Annotated in this window: 22 protein-coding genes and 1 pseudogene; 5 read left to right on the top strand and 18 right to left on the bottom strand. The window is 45.9% G+C overall.

All coding sequences use genetic code 11. The annotated features are described in order from the left end of the window. Window positions 1-36: 36 nt before the first annotated feature. From pxpA to urtA, 18 genes and pseudogenes are all read right to left on the bottom strand, one after another. Window positions 37-771, bottom strand: a complete 735-nt coding sequence (pxpA, locus tag AAEY83_RS05335; RefSeq protein WP_025643670.1) for a 5-oxoprolinase subunit PxpA — start codon at window positions 769-771, stop codon at window positions 37-39. Beyond that, on the bottom strand, window positions 761-1,684 hold the full coding sequence (locus AAEY83_RS05330; RefSeq protein WP_037058511.1) for a 5-oxoprolinase subunit C family protein: 924 nt from the start codon (window positions 1,682-1,684) through the stop codon (window positions 761-763). Before AAEY83_RS05330 ends, pxpA begins: the two co-directional genes overlap by 11 nt. 47 nt (window positions 1,685-1,731) lie before the next feature. After that, entirely contained in the window at window positions 1,732-2,427 is a 696-nt protein-coding gene (pxpB, locus tag AAEY83_RS05325) for a 5-oxoprolinase subunit PxpB (protein ID WP_025643666.1), read from the bottom strand. Window positions 2,428-2,550: 123 nt separating this feature from the next. Further along, on the bottom strand, window positions 2,551-3,900 hold the full coding sequence (gene accC, locus AAEY83_RS05320; protein ID WP_037058509.1) for an acetyl-CoA carboxylase biotin carboxylase subunit: 1,350 nt from the start codon (window positions 3,898-3,900) through the stop codon (window positions 2,551-2,553). 83 nt (window positions 3,901-3,983) lie between these two features. Beyond that, window positions 3,984-4,535 carry an acetyl-CoA carboxylase biotin carboxyl carrier protein gene (locus tag AAEY83_RS05315; RefSeq protein WP_025643664.1) on the bottom strand — a complete coding sequence of 184 codons (552 nt, stop codon included), beginning with the start codon at window positions 4,533-4,535 and terminating at the stop codon, window positions 3,984-3,986. A gap of 165 nt (window positions 4,536-4,700) precedes the next feature. Continuing rightward, on the bottom strand, window positions 4,701-5,000 hold the full coding sequence (locus AAEY83_RS05310; RefSeq protein WP_025643662.1) for an IS630 transposase-related protein: 300 nt from the start codon (window positions 4,998-5,000) through the stop codon (window positions 4,701-4,703). 683 nt (window positions 5,001-5,683) lie between these two features. Beyond that, a complete protein-coding gene (locus AAEY83_RS05305; protein WP_025643658.1) occupies window positions 5,684-6,397 on the bottom strand; it encodes a HupE/UreJ family protein in 714 nt (237 codons plus the stop codon). Window positions 6,398-6,573: 176 nt separating this feature from the next. Continuing rightward, a complete protein-coding gene (ureG, locus tag AAEY83_RS05300) occupies window positions 6,574-7,227 on the bottom strand; it encodes an urease accessory protein UreG (RefSeq protein WP_025643656.1) in 654 nt (217 codons plus the stop codon). Between the two features lie 85 nt (window positions 7,228-7,312). Then, complete coding sequence (locus AAEY83_RS05295) at window positions 7,313-8,149, bottom strand: urease accessory protein UreF (protein WP_025643654.1); 837 nt, start codon at window positions 8,147-8,149, stop codon at window positions 7,313-7,315. Further along, complete coding sequence (gene ureE / locus AAEY83_RS05290) at window positions 8,142-8,756, bottom strand: urease accessory protein UreE (RefSeq protein WP_025643652.1); 615 nt, start codon at window positions 8,754-8,756, stop codon at window positions 8,142-8,144. Before ureE ends, AAEY83_RS05295 begins: the two co-directional genes overlap by 8 nt. Before the next feature lie 81 nt (window positions 8,757-8,837). After that, complete coding sequence (ureC, locus tag AAEY83_RS05285; RefSeq protein ID WP_084212585.1) at window positions 8,838-10,982, bottom strand: urease subunit alpha; 2,145 nt, start codon at window positions 10,980-10,982, stop codon at window positions 8,838-8,840. A gap of 32 nt (window positions 10,983-11,014) precedes the next feature. Next, window positions 11,015-11,317 (bottom strand): urease subunit gamma, encoded by a 303-nt coding sequence (gene ureA / locus AAEY83_RS05280; RefSeq protein ID WP_025643648.1) that lies wholly within the window; start codon window positions 11,315-11,317, stop codon window positions 11,015-11,017. A 307-nt stretch (window positions 11,318-11,624) separates the two neighbouring features. Beyond that, on the bottom strand, window positions 11,625-12,614 hold the full coding sequence (locus tag AAEY83_RS05275) for an urease accessory protein UreD (RefSeq protein ID WP_025643646.1): 990 nt from the start codon (window positions 12,612-12,614) through the stop codon (window positions 11,625-11,627). 72 nt (window positions 12,615-12,686) lie between these two features. Beyond that, on the bottom strand, window positions 12,687-13,385 hold the full coding sequence (gene urtE, locus AAEY83_RS05270; protein WP_025643645.1) for an urea ABC transporter ATP-binding subunit UrtE: 699 nt from the start codon (window positions 13,383-13,385) through the stop codon (window positions 12,687-12,689). 46 nt (window positions 13,386-13,431) lie between these two features. Then, window positions 13,432-14,193, bottom strand: a pseudogene (urtD, locus tag AAEY83_RS05265) (urea ABC transporter ATP-binding protein UrtD); the annotation flags it as partial. A 139-nt stretch (window positions 14,194-14,332) separates the two neighbouring features. Continuing rightward, entirely contained in the window at window positions 14,333-15,412 is a 1,080-nt protein-coding gene (gene urtC / locus AAEY83_RS05260; protein ID WP_025643641.1) for an urea ABC transporter permease subunit UrtC, read from the bottom strand. 10 nt (window positions 15,413-15,422) lie between these two features. After that, window positions 15,423-17,258 (bottom strand): urea ABC transporter permease subunit UrtB, encoded by a 1,836-nt coding sequence (gene urtB / locus AAEY83_RS05255; protein ID WP_025643639.1) that lies wholly within the window; start codon window positions 17,256-17,258, stop codon window positions 15,423-15,425. Between the two features lie 121 nt (window positions 17,259-17,379). Then, a complete protein-coding gene (urtA, locus tag AAEY83_RS05250; protein ID WP_084212584.1) occupies window positions 17,380-18,729 on the bottom strand; it encodes an urea ABC transporter substrate-binding protein in 1,350 nt (449 codons plus the stop codon). A gap of 591 nt (window positions 18,730-19,320) precedes the next feature. Here urtA and AAEY83_RS05245 point away from each other — a divergent pair. The 5 genes from AAEY83_RS05245 (at window position 19,321) to AAEY83_RS05225 (ending at window position 23,607) form a co-directional block, all read left to right on the top strand. Continuing rightward, entirely contained in the window at window positions 19,321-19,977 is a 657-nt protein-coding gene (locus AAEY83_RS05245; protein ID WP_025643635.1) for an IS1595 family transposase, read from the top strand. 114 nt (window positions 19,978-20,091) lie between these two features. Continuing rightward, window positions 20,092-20,961, top strand: a complete 870-nt coding sequence (locus AAEY83_RS05240) for a PP2C family protein-serine/threonine phosphatase (RefSeq protein WP_025643633.1) — start codon at window positions 20,092-20,094, stop codon at window positions 20,959-20,961. A gap of 63 nt (window positions 20,962-21,024) precedes the next feature. Next, on the top strand, window positions 21,025-22,116 hold the full coding sequence (locus AAEY83_RS05235; protein WP_025643631.1) for a helix-turn-helix transcriptional regulator: 1,092 nt from the start codon (window positions 21,025-21,027) through the stop codon (window positions 22,114-22,116). 26 nt (window positions 22,117-22,142) lie between these two features. Next, complete coding sequence (locus AAEY83_RS05230) at window positions 22,143-22,820, top strand: hypothetical protein (RefSeq protein WP_025643628.1); 678 nt, start codon at window positions 22,143-22,145, stop codon at window positions 22,818-22,820. Window positions 22,821-23,031: 211 nt separating this feature from the next. Then, a complete protein-coding gene (locus AAEY83_RS05225) occupies window positions 23,032-23,607 on the top strand; it encodes a PDDEXK-like family protein (protein ID WP_025643626.1) in 576 nt (191 codons plus the stop codon). Window positions 23,608-23,623: the final 16 nt, after the last annotated feature.

Below are 23,623 nucleotides of genomic sequence, written 5' to 3'. Positions count from 1 at the left end.
CTCTATAACGACTACTGACTATCTATTATTTACTATCTATGCCGATATCTCAATACCTTGCTGCTGCAGCTGCTCTTTGATACTTTTAGCAAAGGCTACCGCATGTTCGCTATCACCGTGCAGACAGATGCTTTGCGCCTCGACCGGGACTTTTTTGCCGTCAACACTGGTCACTACCCCCTCGGTAATCATCTCAAGCGCGTGCCGGCTGGCCTCTTTAGGATCGGTGATCAACGCGTTGTCCTTGGTGCGTGATACTAGCGAGCCGTCATTTTCATAGTTTCTATCGGCGAATACCTCAGAGATCACTTGCATATCGTGCGCTTTGGCGGCTTTAACTAAATGACCGCCTGATAGGCCCATGATTTTAAGACTAGGGTCAAAGCGTTTAATCTCACTGACCACGATATCTGCTAAGTCTTTATCAACCGCAGCTTGGTTGTATAGCGCGCCGTGCGGTTTGACGTAATCAAGCGTGACGCCGACCATATCGCATACCGCTTTGGTAGCCCCAAGCTGGTAGCTGATAAGGGCACGGTAGCCATCTTCGTCTAAGTCTTGCTGCACCCGGCCAAAGTTTTCTTTGTCATCAAGCCCCGGATGCGCGCCGACGCGCACGTTATGTTGTTTTGCCAGCTTGAGGGTGGCGAGCATCTCGGCATAGGAGCCGGCGTGCAGACCACAGCTGACATTGGCAGAGCTGACTATAGTAAGTAGTTTAGCATCTTGGCCGCAGCCTTCGGCGACATCAGCGTTTAGATCAATTTTCATGAGCGTACTCCTTGATACGTGCGATATAACGTTCTCTGTTTTGGCGCTGCACTAAAGCGTCTTTTATGGTCAAAAGCTCGAACTGACACTCCTTACCATATCGAATTTGCGCCAGTAGGCCAATATCGGCGTCGATGACGCTGGCGATTTTGGGATAACCGCCTGTGGTTTGCGCGTCAGCCATCAGAGCGATAGGCTGTCCTTGCGGCGGGACTTGAATCATACCGATATCGACGCCGTGCGAGCTCATTTGTAGCGGCGCGTTAAGCTCAAGTGCTTGTTCGCCTTTAAACCGGTAACCCATACGGTTACTACTTGTTTCTATCTTCCAGCGCTGCTTAAAAAATAGCTTTTGCGAGGCACTAGTAAAGGAGTCGTATTCGCTGTTTTTGACGACTCGAATGATACGAGTATCGGGTAAGGCGGCAACGCCTATGTTGGATAATTGGGAAGAGGTGTTTAATTTAATGACATCGTTTTCTTGAATGAATCGACCTTTAAAGCCGCCAAAACCTGCTTTATCATTGGTGCTAGAAGAATTTAAAATTGGCTCGACAGCAAAGCCGCCATGGACACAAAGGTAGCTATACATGCCTTTTAGGGGGCGGACTAGTTTTAATATCTGTCCGGCTTTGGCATTGATGCGCCAATAGCAAGGGATACGCTTATCATCTAAAGAAGCTTCGTATAAAGCGCCTGTGATACAAAAAGCAGTGTCTTTAGTAAATTTTAGCGTCAAGCCGCCTAATGTGATCTCTAAAGCCGGCTCGTTTAATGCATTTTTGATTAAAGCGTTACCGGCTGCAAAGGCCCAGCGATCCATCACGCCACCTCGTTGCACGCCCGTACTACGATAGCCAAATCTACCGAGGTCTTGGATACTAGCAAGGGCATTGCAGGCTAAAACTTTCATCACTACCGCCTATTTTTATCGTTAATTTGTTGTTTTGAGATTATTCATCACTCATAAATATCAATAGCGCTAAATTTAAGCGTATCACCGGCGCTTAATAGCGTAGGCGACTCCTTGGATAAATCAAATAACTTGGTTTCTGTTTGTCCGAGTAGCTGCCAACCGCCCGGAGAAGCAAAAGGGTAGATACCCGTTTGCTCGCCGCCAATACCGACCGAACCTGCTGGAACTTTGGTGCGCGGATTGGTATGTCTTGGGAAGTAAAGCGCTTCCGCTAAGCCACCAAGGTAGGGAAAGCCGGGCTGAAATCCAATGAAGTACACCGTATACGTCGCTGCCGTATGCTTCTCGACGACCTCTTCAACAGATAAGCCTAATTCAGCGGCCATAGATTTTAGATCAGGGCCATACTTGCCGCCGTAATGTACAGGAATCTCGACATGCTTACCTTGAATCTGCTTTTGCTCGGGGTTGGCGCTTAATTCGGTGAGCGTTTGTTGCAGGTTTTGAAGCTGTTTATAAGTTAAAGGGCTGGTAAACACGCTCAGCGTATTCATACCGATGACTACCTCGCTCACCTCTGGCAACTGTTGCACGCTATCTGCCAGCGCCCAGCACTGTTGCTGCTTGGCAAGCGTGGTCGGCTTAGGAAAAAATAACACCAAATTGGTTTCGCTACACAGCTGCCACTGCGGCGGCTCAGATACTGTGGTTTCTGTAACGGTTGCGTCTTGAGTAGCCATAGATCGCGATTCCTTTTGGTTCTTGTTTCTACATTCTAGTTTTAGTTAAGACCATTTAAAAATGCTGCACATGATAAAAAATATGTCAGTTGTCTTTGATAATGCTTTTTACTCAATTACTTTTTACTCAATATTCTCAGCGATCCACTGCGATAGATAATGAATACTTACTTGGCCTTTGTTAAATTCGGGATCAGCAAATAGTTTTTGGTGCAAGGCAATATTAGTATCAATACCTTGTATCTCAGCTTCTGATAGCGCCGCTTGCATCTTGTCGATAGCTTGCTCTCGCGTTGGCGCATAGACGCAGATTTTGGCAATTAAGCTATCATAAGAGGGCGGGACGGTATAGCCCGATTCGATATGGCTATCGACGCGAATGCCAAATCCTGCTGGCAGGTGACAATAATCGATATGTCCGGGGCTGGGCATAAAGGTATAAGGGTTTTCAGCATTGATTCGGCATTCAAACGCATGACCGTTAATTCTGACGTCTTGTTGCGTATAGCTCAAAGGCTGGCCTGCTGCTACCAATATCTGCTCTTGCACGATATCGATACCAGTCACCAGCTCAGTAATGGTATGCTCAACTTGGATACGGGTATTCATCTCAATAAAGAAAAACTCGCCGTTTTCATATAAAAACTCAAACGTCCCTGCGCCAATATAATTCATCTTTTGACAAGCCAGCGCGCAGCGTTCACCGATTTGTACGCGTTGTTCAGCGCTAATGCCGGGAGCAGGGGCTTCTTCAATCACTTTTTGATGACGGCGCTGCATCGAGCAATCGCGCTCGCCTAAATGAATGGCGTTGCCATGGGTATCAGCAAGGACTTGAATCTCGACATGACGCGGCGCTTGTAGATAGCGCTCTAGATAAACCACGGAGTCGCCAAAATTGGTTTTGGCTTCCGCTTGGGTCATTGAAATGGCGTTTATCAGGTTCTCTTCACTCTCAACCACGCGCATACCGCGCCCGCCGCCGCCACTTGCCGCTTTAATAATCACCGGATAACCGACTTCTCTAGCGATTTTAAGCGCGGCTTCTTTGTCGCTTGGCAGTGCGCCATTAGAGCCGGGCACACAAGGGACGCCAGCCTCTAGCATTTGTTTTTTTGCCGCAACCTTATCGCCCATGCTTTTTATGTTGTCTGAGGTTGGACCAATAAAGGTTAATCCAGCTTGGGCGACACGCTCAGCAAAAGCGGCATTTTCTGCCAAAAACCCATAACCCGGATGAATGGCCTCAGCGCCCATAACTTCGGCAGCGGAGATGATCGCTTCTTGGTTTAGGTAGCTTTTGGTAGCAAGGGCAGGACCGATACAGATCTTTTCATCGGCAAGTTTTACGGGCAGCGAGTCTTTATCGGCTTTGGAGTAGACGATGATGGAGGTGATGCCCAGCTGTTTGCAGGCACGGATGATACGTAACGCAATCTCGCCACGGTTGGCGATAAGAATTTTTTTAAACATGAAGCTGTCCTTGCAAATATAGTCCATTTGATGGCTTAAATACGGTTAGTAATATAGGCAATATCTAATCCAGCTAATATATCCTAGCTAGGACTAATCATAAACAGCGCTTGGTCAAATTCAACCACATCACCGTCTTCGACCAAAATCTCTTCAATACTGCCGGCGCGATCGGCTTTGACTTCATGCATGATTTTCATCGCTTCTATTACGCATAACGTATCACCTGCTACCACGCTATCGCCAACGCTTACAAAGACATCGGCGCTCGGGTCAGAGCGGCGATAAAAGGTGCCGAGCATCGGAGCGGTGATTTGGTTGTTTTCGCTGGCTGTTTCTGTAGTTGGTTTATCTTTAGCAGCGCCAGCAGAGTCGATATCTTGCGCAGAAGAATTGCCATTAGGGTTTGTAAAGGAGTTTGTAGAGGTATGATCTGTGCTAGTAAAACTGTTTCTACTATTGATATGACTACGGTCTTGATTGCTGCTTTGATTAATTTGATTACCGCTTTGATTAAAAGGAGGCTGACAAATGATAGAGATACGCTTACTGCCGTCAACGACTTCTAGGGAATCAATGTTGGCACGTTCAGCAATGTTAATGAGCCTTTCTACATCGTTAAAATTGATATTCATATTTTCATCCATATTCTTTGCCGTTTTATTAAAGTAAAAGGCAGATAATAGTCCATTACTGTTTATACTAAGTCATTTGTAACTATTCATAAAGTAATAAAATATTGCGCTTAGTAAGTCGTTGCTAAAATTAATGGGCTTACAATGTATAAGTCACTAAGATACTCATATTGAGTTATTAGCAACAATACGCTTTAAGGCTTTGCTGATGCCTGTTGGGCTACAATTAAAACGCTGGGCTCGCTCATAGTGATAATCGTCAGGGTGGTCTTTGACGTCTTGAGCTAAGACTTCATCCTCTATTTTGTAAGGAGTGATGTCTCGAGTGGTTTTACTGTGAAGACGCTTTTTCCACTTCTGTATGGTCGTTGGACTAATATCATAGAAAACAGCAGCTTCGGCAAAGGTCATGCCCTCATCTAAGCTTTTTAAAACTTGTTTGCGATAATCTAGAGAGTAAGTCATGGTCATTTATACTGGTAATCGTTTAGTTGATTTATTGTATAACACTTTTGTGGTCAGGTGACTATACAACAATAAGCATCTATTGCTATGGTCGAAACTGATGATTTGTAGAGTAATTGAGACAGTGTTTAGTTAGTAAATCATAAAGGCTTTTCTTCGTTAAAAATGGCTAATTACCACCAATAAGTTGGATACTGTCTGTCCTTGCCTAAACTATTGTAAAATAGTGGTCAACTAATTTTGCGTGTGATAAGAAGTAGGCTAATCATATAGCCAAGTAGCACAACACTGAGGTGAGATAATGGTTATTCGAGAAGTATGAACAGGTAAGCGCGGAAAATACCAAGCAGCAGTCCGATATGTTATTTATATTTGGTGAAGGTCTTATTATAGCGGCGCAAACACGCCCTAATATTACCAGTGCTATAAATTTTACTTGCGTGCTGTGTCGTCGCAGCCAGAGGCTGCGCAACCCATATTTTAAAAGCAAGCATCCCAGCAGCATTGTATCGGTTTTATAGTGATTCAACTATACTGGAAACCTAAAAATTTTTAGCTAGCATTACCTGCGTGTATTCCGAGAAGTATAGAGTTAAACGCTTTTCTATTTTGATTGATAGTTGGCAAAGACAATCGTCTATACTTAGCAAAGTGTTTAACAAAACTGCTAATGTCTTATAAAACTAAATAAACAACACGCCGCATAGACCAACCACCGCCAGTACACGCTGGATCATCAGGCTGTCTTGCAAGTGAGTATTTAGGTAAGTGGCAACGCCTCTACCCACAGTATACAGACCAAGCATGGCAATAATCATACCGATGAAAAAGCCTGTTGTGCTACTGTTAGCGGGCACTTCGATAGCGTGCGCTGCCCCATGGAGCATAGCGAGTGCAGCAAAGCCTGCGATGGCTAAGTTATGCCACGTTTTTACCGACGCTTCATTGCTTTGATTAATGCCGTTATTATTAAGCCTGATATTAAAGTAGCGGCTCATCAGTGCCATGGTGAGTAAGACGATAGACAGTACAATGCCGGACTCAATAAACGTACTGTTTAAGCTCATATTTAAGCTTAGGGCAAAACCTGCCACTAAACCTAAGCTCAAAGACACAAAGCCTTTTTTAAAGCTGTGCATTTGCGTCAAGAGCATACCCATACCGAGCGCTAGTACAAGATGATCCAGCCCCGTCAAAGGGTGCATGATACCTGACAGTACTGAGTTGCCAAAGGCTCCATCAGCTGTCATCACCCCATGCCCAGGGTGAGCAAATACTAGTGTTGGCAGTCCCGTTAACAAAGATGACAGTGCTAGAGTGCGAGTCATTGCCGCCTTATCGATTAGATTTTTAGCTGTCTTATTTTTAGTCATGGTTTTTGAAGCTTGTGTGCTCATGATGTGTCCTTAATGGTTTAATAAGTCGATATATAGTCGAACCACTATTAAAGTGTTACAGCGTTAGACTCGTTTTGCCTACTACTGTAGTACTTGCACTCGTCTGCCTTGTACCACTTTTAATATTGATTGACTATAGTCAGGGGTTTGTAGAACATCTATTTATACGCAGCACCTTATGCCGCGCTAATCATGCCTTTATCTAGGATAAAGGTAACGATATCATCGAGACCTTCGCCGGTTTTCATGTTACTAAAGACCACGGGCTTATCGCCGCGCATCTTTTTGGCATCGCGCGCCATCACCTCAAGTGAGGCGCCTACTAAGGGGGCAAGGTCGGTTTTATTGATAATAAGTAAGTCAGATTTCATAATGCCAGGTCCGCCTTTACGAGGGATTTTATCGCCTGCTGAGACGTCGATGACATATAGGGTTAAATCAGATAATTCAGGGCTAAAGGTCGCCGCCAAATTATCGCCGCCAGATTCGATAATAATAAGCTCAAGCCCTGCAAATTGGTGTTGTAGTTCAGCGATGGCAGATAAATTGATGGAGGCATCCTCACGGATAGCAGTATGCGGACAGCCGCCCGTTTCGACACCGCGAATACGCTCGGCTGGCATGGCCTCGTGACGCGTTAAGAATTCAGAGTCTTCTTTGGTATAAATGTCGTTGGTCACCACTGCCATATTGACGTCATCACGCAAGCGTTGACACAATCTTAGCGTGAGTGCGGTTTTTCCTGAGCCAACGGGACCGCCAATACCTAAACGTAGAGGAGATAAGCTAGTCTCTGAATGGGTATGGTCGGCTTTGGGTGTAAGTGCCATAAATAAATATCCTCAATAAAGTCGTGAGTAATTAAAAGTTTGGTACAAATAAATAGTGTTTAAGTGAAATAGTGTGGGTTAGCACTCAAGAGCGAAACAAACGGCTATATTGTCTTTCATGCTGACATGACAGTATCGCTAAATTCGGCAAGTTAGCTGACATATGCAGCTCTTGATAAAGCAGGTTTAGCTTTAAGATGCTAGTCTCCTCTAGGCTGTTAGCCGCTAACGATAGTTTTTGCACCTGCAAAAAGCTTTGCTGAACGCTAGCCGCTAAGGGCGGTATGCGCTCACTTAATAACTGCTGCAACTGCCAGATGATACGCTGACCTGCCATTTGTCCAAGTGGTACAGTCTTGACCGCCGCCAGCACCATGTTCTCAATTTGCCCAAAAGCATAGGTAGTCATAGCTTGCGCAGGCTCAAGTTGCCAATACGAGCTGATATGCGCAAATAAGGGTAAAAACCCATGAGCAAGCAGACGATCAGGCACGTCAAGCTCAAGCACATCACCAAGCCAAGCCGATAAAGACAGTGCCAGTTGGCTCGACTCATAGACAAACTCTTTGCTTTCGCGGCTGGCGTGGTAATCGGCACCTAAAGCATCAGTAAGGGCGTTATCATCACTCATAAGCGCTGCCATCATAAGCGCCAATAGCGGTAGCTCGTAACGACATAATGCCAGTGCTAGATAGTCGCTCATAAACTCCAAGCCACTGGCCTCGTCACAAATAAGCCCAGACTCAATAGCAGGTTCTATACCTTGTGAATAGGTGTAACTACCGATCGGCAGGTTACTTGACGCCAGCATAAGCAAACGTCCGGTGACGTCTATATCTATAGAGTTTAGCGCAGTTATCGCGTCTATTGCGTCTACCGCGTTTGCGCTCGATTGCGCTAAGGGCGTATCATGATTAGTCATAAGCGTTGCCATCGCTATGCGAATGTCCGTTATCGCTTTGAGCGCTGTGAGTATGAGCATATGCATAAGCATGGCTGTGATGAGCGTGACTGTGTCCATGGCTATCAGTATGGCTATGCGCATGACCGTGAGCGTGTCCCCCATGCTCACCTTTATAGGCTCCCGTTTCTGGTTCAAACGCTGCTTGTACCGCTTGAGTATGTAGGCCAAGCTGACCCAGCATCGCCTCTAACACGTGGTCAGGCTCAAAGTACAGGGCGTCAGGGGTAATCATTAAAGGCACGTGACGGTTACCTAGATGATAAGCGCCCCTCATAAGATCGAAGCTATTATCAGCGGTGACTTTGATTAACGCTTGCTTAGCGGCCATCACCTGTATCAATTCGCCTTGATTATTAGCCAGCACACTGCCATTTTTGATGGTTTCTGTGCGCGGTAGGTCAATACCGACGGCTTGTTGCTGCTGCGTTTGCGCTTTAAAGCGGCTACGCTGACGGGTATCGAAATCGAGATATAAAAAGTGCTGTGCCTGTTTTTGATCATCAATAACGGCTTGCTGCTTGGCGCTAAGCGCTGCTGGGTCGAGACGCTGTGTATATATTTTCATAAATTGCTTTATCGTCCGTTCAAATAGGGGAATAGAGGGTTGATGTCTAGTGAGCTGAGTTAGCATTACTATAAAAGCCCTTTAGAATAAAAAGTAACGCTGAGCCATTGGTAAATAGTCAGCAGGCTCACAGGTCAACAGCTCCCCATCAGCATGCACCTCATAAGTCTCTGGATTGACTTCCATAATCGGGCAGTAGCTGTTAAATTTCATATCTTGTTTTCGCATTTGACGAATGTTGTGTACTGCTTTAATGACTTTATTTAGTCCCAACTGCTTATCAACACCTTTCTCTAAGGCAGTACGCGACATAAAGGTGATACAAGTTTGCGCTACCGTTTTAGGGAAGCTGCCAAACATAGGGCGATAGTGGACAGGCTGCGGGGTAGCAATGGAGGCGTTAGGGTCGCCCATAGGCGCGGCAGCTATCAACCCGCCTTTGATAATGTTGTCCGGTTTTACCCCAAAAAACGCGGGTGACCATAAAATCAGATCCGCCCATTTGCCAACTTCAATAGAGCCGACCTCATCGCTGATACCGTGGGTAATAGCGGGATTGATGGTGTATTTAGAGAGGTAGCGTTTGATACGAAAGTTATCATTACCGCTATCAAAGTCGGTATGACTTAAGGTGATATGTTCTGAGGACTGCTCCGTTTTGGCCGTTTGGTCAGGTGCTAAGTGACCACGCTGCGTTTTCATTTTATCAGCGGTCTGCCACGTGCGAATAATGACCTCTCCTACGCGCCCCATCGCTTGCGAGTCGCTGCTCATCATGGAGATGGCGCCCATATCTTGCAAAATGTCCTCAGCAGCAATAGTCTCGCGGCGGATACGACTCTCAGCAAAAGCCACATCCTCGGCGATGGCTGGGCTTAAGTGGTGACAGACCATAAGCATGTCGAGGTGTTCATCGATGGTATTGACCGTAAAGGGACGCGTCGGATTGGTTGATGACGGCAAGACATTAGGCTCACCAATGGCCTTTAGGATATCTGGCGCATGACCACCGCCTGCGCCTTCGGTGTGAAAGGTATGGATGCAGCGCTCTTTAAAGGCAGCTAACGTGCTATGCAAATAGCCACTTTCATTTAACGTATCGGTATGGATAGCGACTTGCACATCGTACTCTTCAGCCACACTCAAGCAATTATCAATAGCCTGCGGTGTTGAGCCCCAGTCTTCATGCAGTTTTAGACCGATAGCTCCCGCTGCAACTTGTTCGATAATAGGCTCAGGTAAGCTAACGTTACCTTTACCAAGCAGCCCAATGTTCATAGGAATAGCATCGCTGGCTTTTAGCATACTTTGAATATGATAAGCGCCTGGCGTACAAGTGGTGGCTAGAGTGCCTTCGGCAGGCCCAGTACCGCCGCCAAGCATGGTGGTGACTCCAGACATCAAGGCCGTTTCACATTGCTGGGGAGCAATAAAGTGAATGTGACTGTCAATACCACCAGCGGTTAGGATTTTGCCTTCTCCAGCGATAATCTCAGTCGCTGCGCCAATCGGCAGAGTCACATTGGGCTGAATATCAGGGTTGCCGGCTTTGCCAATACCGCTAATGCGACCCTCTTTGATAGCCACGTCGGCCTTATAAATACCGGTATAGTCAACAATCAAAGCATTGGTGATAATGGTGTCGGCTACTTGACTACCAAGCAGCTGTGATTGGCCCATGCCATCACGGATGACCTTGCCGCCGCCAAACTTCACCTCCTCACCGATACTGACGCTACACGTATTAGGACGCTGGTCGATGTGGCTGGTCAAATCATACTCCACTTCAAGCCATAAGTCGGTATCGGCCAAGCGCACTTTGTCGCCTGTGGTCGGGCCAAAGTGCTCGGCATGGATGCGTCTATCCACGCGTTTTTGCGAGGTGTGTGGCGTGCTCTTGATATCGGCCGCTCCCATCACTTTACCTGCAAAACCATAGATGTGCTGACGACCTGCGATGGCAACCAGCTCTACTTCGCGCGCTTGCCCCGGCTCAAAGCGTACCGCAGTTCCGGGTACGATGTTGAGACGGTAGCCAAGCGTGGGTTCTCGATCAAAGCTTAATGCCTCGTTGACCTCAAAGAAGTGATAATGCGAGCCGATCTGAATGGGACGGTCACCTGTATTGACGACCTCTACGCTTTGCACGCAGCGACCTGCATTTAGGGCCATATCACCTGCTTTGATTCTATATTCGCCTGCTTTTATCTTTTTATTTTTGCTCATTTTTGTCATCCTTCATTGTTCTATAGGTCTTACTAGACAATAGGGTTGTGTACGGTCACAAGTTTGGTGCCATCAGGGAAGGTGGCTTCGACTTGTACATCGTGAATCATCTCAGCAATACCGTCCATGACATCATCAGTTGAGAGATAAGTCGCGCCTTCACTCATTAGCTGCGCTACGGTTTTGCCATCGCGGGCGCCTTCCATAAGCAGCATACTGATATAAGCGATGGCTTCTGGATAGTTGAGCTTGACGCCGCGCTCTTTACGACGTTCAGCGACCATGCCGGCGGTAAATAGCATGAGTTTGTCTTTTTCGGTAGGGGTTAGTTGCATCGGATTATCCTTAATAGCCTTAATAATGAGTGGTCATATTATTTGTTTATTTACTTAACACATTAGGGCGTGTCCCTAATTCAAGCGTTTATGACTAAATGGGCTAAAAATGGCTAAATCTTTGGCAAACGGTGTCAAGTAGCTGGTCAATATCTTGATATTACCTGCGCTATTTTCCTTGTTTGCCTTTAATTTATCTCATTTTTATCACCATTTTTAAAATAGGGACACGCCCTAGTCACATCGCTGTTGATCAATAGAGTCTATTGTCAAAAGCTATCGCTTTAGAATAGGTCAGAATTAAAAACTAAGTGTCCCAAATCCTTGGTCGATGCGGCTCAAGCGCATACCATTTGCGCCTGATAAGCTCGCGGGCTTGGTAAAAGGCTTCAAAACAAGCTCGTACATCAGACCCTAGGTAGCGACAATTGATCCCTTGATAGTTGTGCGTACAATAAATGGGTAGCGACTGTTTATCGGTAAGACTGCGTATCTCGCTGATCGTCTCATCTAAATACTGTCCCAGCTTTAATGGGTTGTTTTGTAGCTCTGCTTCAATGGTATCAATGCTGGGTATGGCCCAAAACGAGCCATGCACGTGCTGATTATTTAGCCCGAGTGCTGAGGTAAACCAGCGGGTATCGGCCTGCTGCGCGGTATGCTCTTTGACCAATAACACGTTATCTCGCCATATCTCTAAACGATTGGCATAGTGACCATGAGCAAAAGTCTCTCGGTACGCTTGACGACCAAACACGGCGATATCCCAAGTGAGCAAACTGGCGGTTTGGGTTAAATAAAAGCGGTTAGTAGCGTTAGAGACAGAGTGATCGTAATAAATGCTCTCTTGGGGCAGCCACTCAAGGATAGCGTGGTCATCGAGGTAGGCGCTGATATGTTGTACGGCCTCAACCGTAGCGCTTAATAAGCGCTTATCAAGCAAAGTGCTGCTACTGCTGTCTATAGGCTGACTTGGTTTGCTACATTTTTGTGCTTCGCCATAATGCGCTTGGCGCTGCGCCTGTCGTTGCCCGTACCATTTGCCCGCGCCTGGGGTAGTAATCACCGCGTGACTATTGGCCTCTAGCTTGTACTCCAGTGTTAAGCGGTCATCATCCGCGATACCAGCGGGAGGATATAACACATAGATATGACAAATCCCTGCTTGGTGATCAGGCTCAGGATACAGTGCGCGTTGTACCATCAGTGCCCCAGTATGGGCACGGTGATACAGCCGAGTTTTTGCCGCGTCAGCTGTATGGTCAAAATAAAGATGTAGCGTAGATTGCCAAGTCAAAATAAAATGTTCCTTTTGAGACGTATGCTATTAAAAAAGCTCTTTTAAAAGCATTCTTGAAAAAGTATGCTTTTAGATGGCTACCAATTCTTGAATGCGGTTGTTTGCCATATCCTCTCCTGCGCCCTGAGCGACCACTTGTCCGCGTGAGAGCACAGTGTAGTTATCCGCCAGCTCCTCTGCAAATTCATAGAACTGCTCAACCAGTACAATCGCCATATCCCCTTGATAGCCTAAATCCTTAATGACCCGTCCGATATCCTTGATAATTGAGGGCTGGATGCCTTCGGTAGGCTCATCGAGTACCAGCACGCGCGGCTCTGAGGCCAGTGCGCGTGCGATTGCCAACTGCTGCTGCTGACCTCCTGACAGATCGCCGCCGCGCCGGTGCTTCATCTCATCGAGTACCGGAAAGATGTCGTATAAGTGTTTGGGAACGCGCCCCGCTTTGCTGCGGGAGAACTTGGCCATACCGATCAAAATATTTTCCTCTACCGTCAGTGTTGAGAATATATCGCGCCCTTGGGGCACGTAAGCGAGTCCGGCGCGCACGCGCTGCTCAGGAGTGAGCTTACTGATGTCTGTACCATCGAGGACAACCTGTCCTGACTTGATTGGGAGTATGCCCATCAGACATTTAAGCAAAGTGGTTTTGCCAACGCCGTTACGCCCGAGTATTACACTGCACTCGCCAACCGGCGCAGTAAATGACACGTCACGCAAAATATGACTGCCGCCGTAGTACTGATTGATTGCCTTAACGTCTAGCATAGAGGCTCCTATGTTTAAATGGTTTTAAGCAGTAAAAGTCAAGCCGTTAGCGTCCAAGATAGGACTCAATGACCGCCTCATTTTCTTGCACCTCAGCTAAAGTACCTTCGGCTAAAATAGCCCCTTGGGCAAGTACCGTGACCTTTTCACTAATGGTATCAATAAAGCTCATATCGTGCTCGACGACGATTAAGGTATGATTTTGTTTGAGGCGCAGACATAGCTCAGCGGTGTGCTCGGTTTCAGCGTCCGTCATACCAGCGACTGGCTCATCGAGCAAGATAAGCTTAGGACTTTGCATCAGCAGCATACCAATCTCCAACCACTGCTTTTGCCCATGCGAGAGGAGGCCTGCGGGCAGGCGGGTTTTGTCTGTCAAGCGAATCTGCTCAAGAGTCGCCTCAAGTGTGTTTCGAGTATCGGCATCAAGCCTACGGCGCAAACTGCCCATTACGCGTTTGTCCTTGGGCGCGGCAAGCAGTAAATTATCGAGCACGCTAAAGTTCTCAAACACCGTCGGTTTTTGAAACTTGCGCCCGATACCCGATTCTGCGATTTGTTCTGTTGACATAGTCGCCAGATTATAGGTTTGCCCAAAGAACACGCTACCTTCGGTAGGACGGGTTTTACCGGTTATCACATCCATCAAGGTTGTTTTGCCCGCGCCATTAGGACCGATAATACAGCGCAGCTCTCCTTCTTCGATGTACAAGGACAAGTTGTTCAGCGCCCGAAATGAGTCAAACCAGACGCTCACTTCCTCTAAATAGAGCGCAATACCGTGGCTAAAGTCTGCGCCGCGAGTCTTAGGGTGACTCAAACCGTCGCTGTGGTCGTCATTGTAGTCGTATTCATCAAGCGCCTGAGCTGTCATAGCTAGCGACCTCTTAGGCGCTTTATTAGGTAAATTGCTAGACAGCTTAGAGACAAGCGATGTTGATAAATGATTATTGAGCATCAGATTTTTCCTTTTTAAAGCGTCCAAGCAGACCAATAATGCCGTTTGGTAAAAATAGGGTGACAACGACGAACAGACTGCCAAGTATTAATAGCCAGACCTCAGGGTAGGCGACGGTAAAGTAAGTCTTGAGCGCGTTGACTACGCCTGCGCCTAAGATGGCACCGATAAGATTACCGCGGCCACCAGCAGCGACCCACACGGCCATCTCAATGGAGTTAATCGGGTTCATCTCGCCAGGATTAATGATGCCCACTTGCGGGACGTACAGCGCCCCTGCGATACCAGCGATAACCGCTGATAGCACCCATGCCGATAGCTTGTACCAAAGCGTGCGATACCCTAAGTACTGCAAGCGGTTTTCACTATCGCGAATAGCGCCAAGCACGCGCCCGTAAGGCTGACCCATCAAATAACGCAGGCCAGCATAAGATAGCAGTAGTGCCAGTGCGGTCACAAAGCACAAGGTAGCGCGCGTGGAGGCGGCAGTAATGTCGTAGCCCAAAAGAGTGGTAAAACCGGTAAAACCATTGTTGCCACCAAAGCCTGTCTCATTACGAAAGAACAGTAAGGCCGCCGCGTACGTCATAGCTTGGGTAATAATCGAGAAGTACACGCCTTTTATTTTTGAGCGAAAAGCAAAGAAGCCAAAGATAAAGGCAACGATACCTGGCACCAATAGCACCAAAGCGCTCGCCCACCAAAAGTGCTGCGTCCCTGCCCAATACCACGGCAGCTCAGTCCAGCTCAAAAAGCGCATAAAATCAGGGATACCGTCGCCTGCGGTCTCGCGCGTGAGGTACATACCAAAGGCATAACCGCCAAGCGCAAAGTACAGCCCATGCCCTAAGCTCAAAATACCCGCGTACCCCCAGACTAAATCTAGGGCCAGCGCCACCATCGCTAGCGCCATAATCTTACCAATAAGGGTAATCCAGTAAGCGGAGAGGTGAAAAGGAGAGGTGATAGGCAGCAGATGCAGCCACGGTACGATAAGTAATAGCAAAAAGCATAAGCCGATAAATACAGCGCTGCGCGGGGTATCAGATAATAATGTGATGATTCTCATAGCCTTCTCCTTAATCAACAAAACGGCCTTTTAGTGCAAATAAACCTTGTGGCCGCTTCTGAATAAACAGAATCACAAGAACCAGTAATACAATTTTGGCGAGCACCGCGCCAATACCAATCTCAAGCACCGTACCACTGACGCCTAAACCTAAAGAGGCGAGTACTGCGCCCCATACTTGACCGACACCGCCGACGACGACAACTAAGAACGCGTCGATGATATACGTCTGACCTAAGCTGGGTCCGACGTTGCCGACTTGCGCGAGTGCGCAGCCTGCCAATCCTGCCAGCCCCGAGCCAAGCCCAAAGGCCAGCATATCGATGCGCGCAGAGGAGATACCAACCGCGCGTGCCATCTGCCGATTTTGCGTTACCGCGCGTACAAATAGCCCAAAGCGCGTTTTGTTAAGTAAATACACCAATAGCAGCAGAATAATGACCGTAAAGCCGATGATAGCGATGCGGTTATAGGGAAGGGCAAGGCTTGCAGACACTTGATACGCGCCGCTAAGCCATGAGACATTGCTGACCTCAACGTTTTGCGCGCCAAACACCATGCGTATCAGCTGCATCAAAATTAAACTGATACCAAACGTCGCCAGTAGGGTCTCAAGCTCACGCCCATAGAGCGGACGGATCACGATACGCTCGATGACCATACCGATCACAGCGCTAACCAAAAACGCACTGGGTATCGCGGCGAGTAAGTACCAGCTTGCCATCTCAGGCAGATAGGCTTGAAATAGGTTTTGCACCACATAAGTGGCGTACGCGCCAATCATAATCAGCTCGCCATGTGCCATATTGATGACGCCAAGCAGCCCAAAGGTAATTGCAAGCCCTAGCGCTGCTAGTAGTAAGATACTGGCGGTACTAAGACCGGTGAACAGATGCCCCGACCATGTGCTGATCGAGATGCGCTGCTCAATACTTGCTTCAGCCGCCAGCAACGCCGTCTCAAGATTAGGATCAAGATTGTCGTTTGCCAACGCCTGTTTGACATCGATTAACACCTGCGGGCTATCGCTGTCAGCGAGCACGTCAAGCGCGGCGATTTGGGTAGCCACATCGCCATCGCGAAAATTTAGCCTCGCCTGCAAGGTACTAAGCGCGGCGCTCACCTCCGCGTCATCTTCGCGCACGGCTGCTGCGCTGACGATTGCAGGATCTATTTGTTCGATGTTATCAGCAAGGATACTCACCGCTTGCAAGCGCTGCGCCGGATCGTCTGAATCCAGCTTCACTTTTGCTTGCCCAAACACCAGTGCGGAGCGCAGGGCATTAGTCAATGTTACTTGCGCCAGATCGCTTGGCCATTCGTCCGTCAGATCTCTATCAGGATAGGTAAACAGCTCGTCATCAGCGTTTAGCAAATAAGTTTGCCCACCGTTGCCTTGATACAGCTCATCATTATCAATCAGCTCAACTAACGTATCGAGACTCTCAGCGGAGCCTGGCCACTGACCCAGCATCGCTTGGCGCTGACTAAAGTCTGCAGCCACAAACTGCTCAATGGCATCGCCCTGATTGTTAATTGGACTGGTAACTGGACTGGTAACTGGACTGGTAAGCGCGGCAGGCGTAGTCAAAGACTGCGCATTTTGCGTAAGCAAACTCTTATCATCGCTGGCAAGATTAGAGGTGGTCGCTACTGTATTGGCAGGAGAATGACTATCTACTGCGGTGTCGTCAGCCGAAGCGGGAAGCGGGGTTAAAGCGAGCATAAATGCTAAGCAAAGAAGCACAAATGATAGACTAAGACTAACAGCACTAAAGGCCTTGTTAAAGCCGCTAGCCTGCGCGTCATATATAAAAGCATATATAAAAGAGGGATAAGGCGACATAGTGGAATCCTTTTTTATAATCAACACTCCTCCAACCCTGCCAAGCTAGCCTATAGCTTGGCGGGACTATCAAGGTTTGCTGATATTGATACCAATAAGAAAGTAAAGCTTAGGATAATCCTTACTTAGGAATGTATTGGCTCCACGGTGAAGCTTGGATAACCTCGGGTGTCTTATAGACCACATCAAATTGACCATCGGGGCGAATCTGACCGATCATGACCGGTTTCCACAAGTGATGGTTCTCTGCATCCATCTTTAGCGTATAGCCTGAAGGAGCAGCAAAAGTCTGACCGCCCATACTGATACGGACTTTGTCCACATCTGTGCTACCCGCGTCCTCCACCGCCTGCTTCCACATATTGATACCGACGTAGGTGGCCTCCATAGGGTCGTTAGTGACGACATTCTCGGCATTGGGTAAGTTGTTATCGAGCGCATACTGCTTGTACTTTTTGGTAAAGTTGTTATTGGTTGGGTTTTTGACCGACATAAAGTAGTTCCATGCCGCTAAGTGCCCTTGCAGCGCGCTAGTATCGATACCGCGTAGCTCCTCTTCACCAACTGAGAATGCCATGACTGGAATATCAGCGGCGTCAATACCTTGATTACCAAGCTCGCGATAAAAAGGCACGTTGGAGTCGCCGTTGATGGTCGATATGACTGCTGTCTTTTTGCCCGTGGCGAAGTTTTTGATATTAGAGACAATGGTTTGATAATTGCTAAAGCCAAATGGCGTGTACTCTTCCATAATGTCGCTATCGGCAACGCCTTTAGACTGTAAAAAAGCGCGTAGTATCTGGTTGGTGGTACGAGGATAGACATAATCTGTGCCTAATAATACAAAGCGCTCAGCGCTACCACCTTCAGGACTCATCAAGTATTCAACGGCAGGAATAGCTTGCTGATTGGGCGCAGCACCAGTATAAAAGATATTTTCGGACTGCTCTTGACCTTCGTACTGCACCGGATAAAACATCAAGCCATTGAGCTCTTCAACAACGGGCAATACCGACTTACGCGACACTGAGGTCCAGCCCCCAAAGATGACATCTACTTCATCTTGTGTGAGGAGCTGGCGCGCTTTTTCAGCAAATAACGGCCAGTCAGAGGCAGGGTCAACGACGACAGGCTCTAACTGCTTGCCGAGTACCCCGCCGTTGGCATTAATCTCCTCAATCGTCATTAGCGCGGTGTCCTTTAGCGAGGTTTCAGAGATGGCCATCGTCCCTGATAAAGAGTGCAAAATACCGACTTTAATAGTATCGCCATTAGCCGCCGCTGCGCTTTGAGTGGTGGTATCGCTAGCTGTCGTCTCCGAGCTCGTCTCGGCTGGCTTTTGACAGCCAGCAAGGCTCAAACTACCTACAACGGCAAGCGCCACTATAGATAAGCGTGAGGTCAATCGTAAGTCGGTACGAGGGGCGCTATTCAGTGTGGTAGCGGTAGCAAGGGTCGGCAATAAAGACATAAACTTCTCCAAAAAGAGTAAAATAGCAACAAGGTGAGTCAATCAATGGCTTTGACTGTTTTACTATTTTTATTACTTCAATATCTATGCCAGCCAAAAATATAGAAAATTGCACCACTGTGGTTCTTTATTGAGTAAGAAGCCTTCTTTTTTTGCACCAAAATAGACCTATAGGCTCCTATGCACCACGATGGTTTATGAATACTTGTGAATAAAAGCCATTGTTTCCTTAAGGGGCTAAAACTGGGCAGAACAAATGTGTTGGAGGGGTAAGGAGTTCTACTGTCTTGATAAGTCTAAATATCAAAATAGAAGGTTTAAGTTGGTAAAGAAGCGCTGTTGACAGGTTCAGTTAATTGTAATTCGGCAATAAAAAACCCTTATAGCTCAAGGCGTATAAGGGGTAATCATTAAGAGCTTTTATTTTGAACAACAAATTTAACAACTTATATAGCGTTATAAACTCACCATCCTCTCAATATTAGTTGTTATATCACAAGCAACCTGCTTTAATAAATTTTTCTTCATGTCATAGTTGTCGATAATAGTTAAAGGGGCTGTAGTAGATAAGCACTATGCTAGACTACTTCTATGAAGATAACCCGTTGTAAACTCAGTAAAAAAGCACAGAGACGACTGTTAGAGTTTTTCACAGCTGAAGTGACTGCTAGAACAGCCGCAGATTTGCTCAATATTCAGCCTAACACTGCTGCACTTTTTTATCATAAAATAAGACTTGTCATAGATTACCATCTCTCATTAGAAACTGATGAACTTTTTGATGGTGAGGTCGAATTAGATGAAAGTTACTTTGGCGGCGTACGCAAAAGCAAAAGAGGTCGCGGGGCTGCTGGCAAAACCGCCATATTTGGTATTCTAAAACGAAACGGTAAGGTGTATACCATTGTCGTAGCAGACACCAAACAGACTACCCTAATGCCTGTTATTAAGCGTAAAATCAAGCCTGACAGCTTTGTTTATACGGATAGCTATCGAAGTTACAACGCATTAGATGTGAGCGAGTTTAAACATTTCAGAGTCAATCACTCTATAGAGTTCACTTGCGGTAAAAACAATCACATCAATGGCATTGAGAACTTCTGGAATCAGTCTAAACGAACTCTAAGAAAGTATAATGGGATCGATAAGAAGAACTTCCATTTATTTTTAAAAGAGTGTGAGTTTAGATTTAACTATGGTTCACCATCTAATCAGCTGAAAACCTTGAGAAAATGGTGTGATATTTAATCCTTATCTACTACAGCCCCAAAATTAATTAATCAATCTATGTATCAACCTAGAAAATAAAACACTAGGTTGTTCGCTATACTTGTCTATAAAGAATAATATAGGCAAGCTGTCATGACGATTTTTCAGAACAATAACGATTCAAATCCTACTCAATTCATAGCTAAAGCCTGTGCCATTACTTTTCAAGGTAATGCTAGTAATGGATTACAACAAGATGCGTTTTTCTTTTTAGATCACTGGTATCAAGAGGACTTAGGGGTGATGGCAGTGACGTCAGTGCAAGCGCCATTTTGTCTTGCGGTATCGGATGGCGTTGCCAGCTCTAATCAGTCGCAGCACTGCTCAAAGGCAGTGGTCAAAGCAATTAAAGCGCTATGGGATGACAAACAAGCAAACGTCCAAAGCATGACCTCAGATCATATCTATAAACAACTGAGCCAAACCAAACATACCAAAAAACGCTATGGCGCTGCGGCAACCCTCGCTATGATCGTCGGGACACTAGACGACAATAAATCAATTAATATAGATATTACCCATGTCGGTGATAGTCGTGTATACAAGCTGGGCAAAGAGGCGAAAGAGTGGCAGTGCTTAACTCGCGATCATAACTTATTAAATGAGCTAGTCGATGAGCAAGCCCGTACAGAAGGTCGTCAAGTCAATTTTGATGAGTACAATCGCACAGATATGGCAGGCAGCTTATATAGCATTACCGAATGCTTTGCACTAGCAGTAGATAGCGATGATCCAAGTAGCGAGCCGCCAAAGAGCGACAAGCGAACAATCACAGTGCAAGCAGGTGATAGCCTTGTCATTTGTACTGACGGTATTCATGATTTAGTATCGTGCTACGAGTGGTCACTTATCGATAATCAAACGGATTTACAAGGATGGCTACAGAAGCTTATGCAGCAAGTATACGACTCGGATGGCAATGCTTATGATAATGGCACAGCTATTGTGGTACGGTTTGACTAGATACTGATAGGAAACACGTTGTTTATTAGTTATTTGCCCATTCTGCAATAGAGCGAGTTTGTTATGCTTAATCACTCAATAGCAACTTATAACAAGTCAGAACGCCTATTTGCGCTCTATCAATTTCTGCCGCGGGATAAAGCCAACGCAATGTCCCTAACAGAGTTAATGAGTGTCTATGGCGATAATCCTGAACGCTACGCAAATGAGCGTAAAAACTTAGAAAACGATCTGAGTCGTCTCAATCAAATATTTAACGATATTTTTTATAGTCAGGCTTTGGTCAGAGAGCCAGTGTGGGGTCAGAATATTAGCGGACAAACGGCACGGTTTTATATTGAGCCAAGCTTTAGTATCGATGTCATTAATGAGCAAACGGTGTTCTTTTGGCAGATGCTTGATAAATATACGGCAAACTATTTACCAACGTCTTTTAAGCAAAGTATTAGCGATAAGTTGAACCAGTTAGATCGTCAAGATAAGACCAGCTTCAATCAAAGCAAGCTGGGGCAGTGGCAAGATCATCTCATTACCCTGTCGAGTATCGTACAAGCACCAAAGCTTGATAGTGGGGTGCTGGCTAGCATCCATCAGGCGTTATTACAAAACCGTCAACTGCAAATCAGCTATCAAAAAAAATGGGACGATAGCGTGAGTGAAAAACGAATCTATCCGCGTGGTTTGGTCTTTATCGATAACATGATGTACCTGACTGGCTTTTATCCGGTAGAGGATCATATTGATGACAATGTCTTGTTGAAGGCGCACCGTAACTTTGCAGTCAATCGCATTACCGAGGCAGTAGTCATAGACAGGCGAATACCTGACTGGGTAGGGCGTGACGTTTTTACATTAGAAAGTTTGCAGAAGCTAGGTAAGCTAGAGTTTGGTGAAAATATTGAAATCAATTTGGTTTTAAAAGTGCAGAAATATGCCTGTCAGCACCTCTATGAGCGGCCGTTATCATCTACTCAAACGATTACGGTTATCGATGACACTTGGAATGAAGTGCGCGCAACGGTTGCTAATACGCAGCGTTTGCAAGATTGGTTAGTGAGCATGTCGCAATTGGCAGTGGTGATTGAGCCTGCTCAGTTAAAAGAGGTTATTTTAGAGCGCCTAGAAAGTGGGATAGCGCTTTACAACAATGATTAATAGAGTTATTTAATAAGGAACCAGATATGACAGCAAATAGTACTTCTAACTGTAGTGAGTCTCTAACAAATAATATTGCTCAAGAAGCTGATAACAAGCTTCAGAAAAAGCGAGTAACCTTTACCGCGCTATACAAGCCGCATGAAGAGATATCCGTTTTATCTGAGGTTGGGTTAATTGTTATCGAAGACGGCTGGGATGAGGAGTCATTACTAGCGTTAAAACAACAAGCAGAACTCGGCACATTATTTGCTATACAAACCACAGATCAGCAGATTGAGAAGTTCGAGATTATAGATCGTATGATTATTTGCACAGCCGATGAAGTCGAGCAAGTGGTAAGCGTTTTTCAATCAGTATTACCGTATCAAGGTTTTATAGCCATTGATTATAGAGATATTAAAAAACCCTGGGAAGCTGACAAAGCTGCCAGATATGTACAGACTAAGGTGACGGGCATGCCAAGCGCAAAACTACTGGAATATGCCGTTAATCAACTGCTAAAACAAATTCCTAAAAGTCTTAATATTAAGTCTATGGTACTTAATATGGAAAGTGGTCATAAGATATCACAGGATGAATTTTCTGGTGTACCAGATATTATTGATAGCCGAATTTCTGATGATGCAGAAGTGTTTCACGGCTCAAGAGTCACTGATAAGCCTAACTACTATAAGTTAGAGGCGATATATGTGGCAGGTTAGCGAGGCACTAAGTATAGACTAGAGCAAGCATGAGAATATTTGTAGATTGATATTATTTGCTTTACTAGTAGGGAATAATAGTTTGCTTGAGCAATTACTAGATCAGTCTTTTGCAGGTAATAATGATACCTATATAGCTAAAACATCAAAATATCAGTGGATCGTAGTTTTAATAGATATGATTTAACAAGTCTTAATAGGAGGTATAAATATGAGCGCAGTACAAGGTTTGATTGATGAGGTTAGTCAAAAGGTAAGAGCGCTACAAACCGCGCAAGCACTCTATAGTCGACAGCTTGCGCCAAACTTCAACACTTTTGACTATATAAATACGGATGAATTAGGGCTTAGCCGAATACTCGCTGACCTGCTCAACCCACAAGGTGGCCACGCTCAAAAAGCTGATTTTTTACGTTTATTTATTCAGTATTGCTTACCTAGTATATATAAAGATGCTCATTGGCAATCGTTTGTAGAGCACATTGAACAAACTAAGGTCATTATAGAAGAGACAACGCGGGTAAGTGAGACCTCTCGGCGTATGGATATTTATCTACAATGCCGGGTAGGAGATGACAGCTACGGCATTTGTATTGAAAATAAGCCTTACGCAACAGATCAGTTTGAGCAAATAAAAGATTATGCTCAAGAGCTTAAAAATAGAAGGCTTACGCAGTGGCATATTGTTTATCTTAACGAAAACAGTGAAACTCCAGATGAATATAGTAGACCTCTTGCAAAAGTAGCAGAGGGAATTAAAATAAGAAGAACATTCATCGTTGTCTAAGAACCATGCCAAACAT

The sequence above is a fragment of the Psychrobacter sp. TB20-MNA-CIBAN-0197 genome (genome assembly GCF_040309765.1).
Classification (GTDB): domain Bacteria; phylum Pseudomonadota; class Gammaproteobacteria; order Pseudomonadales; family Moraxellaceae; genus Psychrobacter; species Psychrobacter submarinus.
Note: the sequence above shows the minus strand (reverse complement) of the source record. Positions and strands in the feature narration are given on the sequence as shown.

Coding starts and splice junctions, on each gene's coding strand:
- pxpA (WP_025643670.1), bottom strand. CDS start 771: ATGAAAATTGATCTAAACGCTGATGTCGCCGAAGGCTGCGGCCAAGAT.
- AAEY83_RS05330 (WP_037058511.1), bottom strand. CDS start 1,684: ATGAAAGTTTTAGCCTGCAATGCCCTTGCTAGTATCCAAGACCTCGGT.
- pxpB (WP_025643666.1), bottom strand. CDS start 2,427: ATGGCTACTCAAGACGCAACCGTTACAGAAACCACAGTATCTGAGCCG.
- accC (WP_037058509.1), bottom strand. CDS start 3,900: ATGTTTAAAAAAATTCTTATCGCCAACCGTGGCGAGATTGCGTTACGT.
- AAEY83_RS05315 (WP_025643664.1), bottom strand. CDS start 4,535: ATGAATATCAATTTTAACGATGTAGAAAGGCTCATTAACATTGCTGAA.
- AAEY83_RS05310 (WP_025643662.1), bottom strand. CDS start 5,000: ATGACTTACTCTCTAGATTATCGCAAACAAGTTTTAAAAAGCTTAGAT.
- AAEY83_RS05305 (WP_025643658.1), bottom strand. CDS start 6,397: ATGAGCACACAAGCTTCAAAAACCATGACTAAAAATAAGACAGCTAAA.
- ureG (WP_025643656.1), bottom strand. CDS start 7,227: ATGGCACTTACACCCAAAGCCGACCATACCCATTCAGAGACTAGCTTA.
- AAEY83_RS05295 (WP_025643654.1), bottom strand. CDS start 8,149: ATGACTAATCATGATACGCCCTTAGCGCAATCGAGCGCAAACGCGGTA.
- ureE (WP_025643652.1), bottom strand. CDS start 8,756: ATGAAAATATATACACAGCGTCTCGACCCAGCAGCGCTTAGCGCCAAG.
- ureC (WP_084212585.1), bottom strand. CDS start 10,982: ATGAGCAAAAATAAAAAGATAAAAGCAGGCGAATATAGAATCAAAGCA.
- ureA (WP_025643648.1), bottom strand. CDS start 11,317: ATGCAACTAACCCCTACCGAAAAAGACAAACTCATGCTATTTACCGCC.
- urtE (WP_025643645.1), bottom strand. CDS start 13,385: ATGCTAGACGTTAAGGCAATCAATCAGTACTACGGCGGCAGTCATATT.
- urtC (WP_025643641.1), bottom strand. CDS start 15,412: ATGAGAATCATCACATTATTATCTGATACCCCGCGCAGCGCTGTATTT.
- urtB (WP_025643639.1), bottom strand. CDS start 17,258: ATGTCGCCTTATCCCTCTTTTATATATGCTTTTATATATGACGCGCAG.
- urtA (WP_084212584.1), bottom strand. CDS start 18,729: ATGTCTTTATTGCCGACCCTTGCTACCGCTACCACACTGAATAGCGCC.
- AAEY83_RS05245 (WP_025643635.1), top strand. CDS start 19,321: ATGAAGATAACCCGTTGTAAACTCAGTAAAAAAGCACAGAGACGACTG.
- AAEY83_RS05240 (WP_025643633.1), top strand. CDS start 20,092: ATGACGATTTTTCAGAACAATAACGATTCAAATCCTACTCAATTCATA.
- AAEY83_RS05235 (WP_025643631.1), top strand. CDS start 21,025: ATGCTTAATCACTCAATAGCAACTTATAACAAGTCAGAACGCCTATTT.
- AAEY83_RS05230 (WP_025643628.1), top strand. CDS start 22,143: ATGACAGCAAATAGTACTTCTAACTGTAGTGAGTCTCTAACAAATAAT.
- AAEY83_RS05225 (WP_025643626.1), top strand. CDS start 23,032: ATGAGCGCAGTACAAGGTTTGATTGATGAGGTTAGTCAAAAGGTAAGA.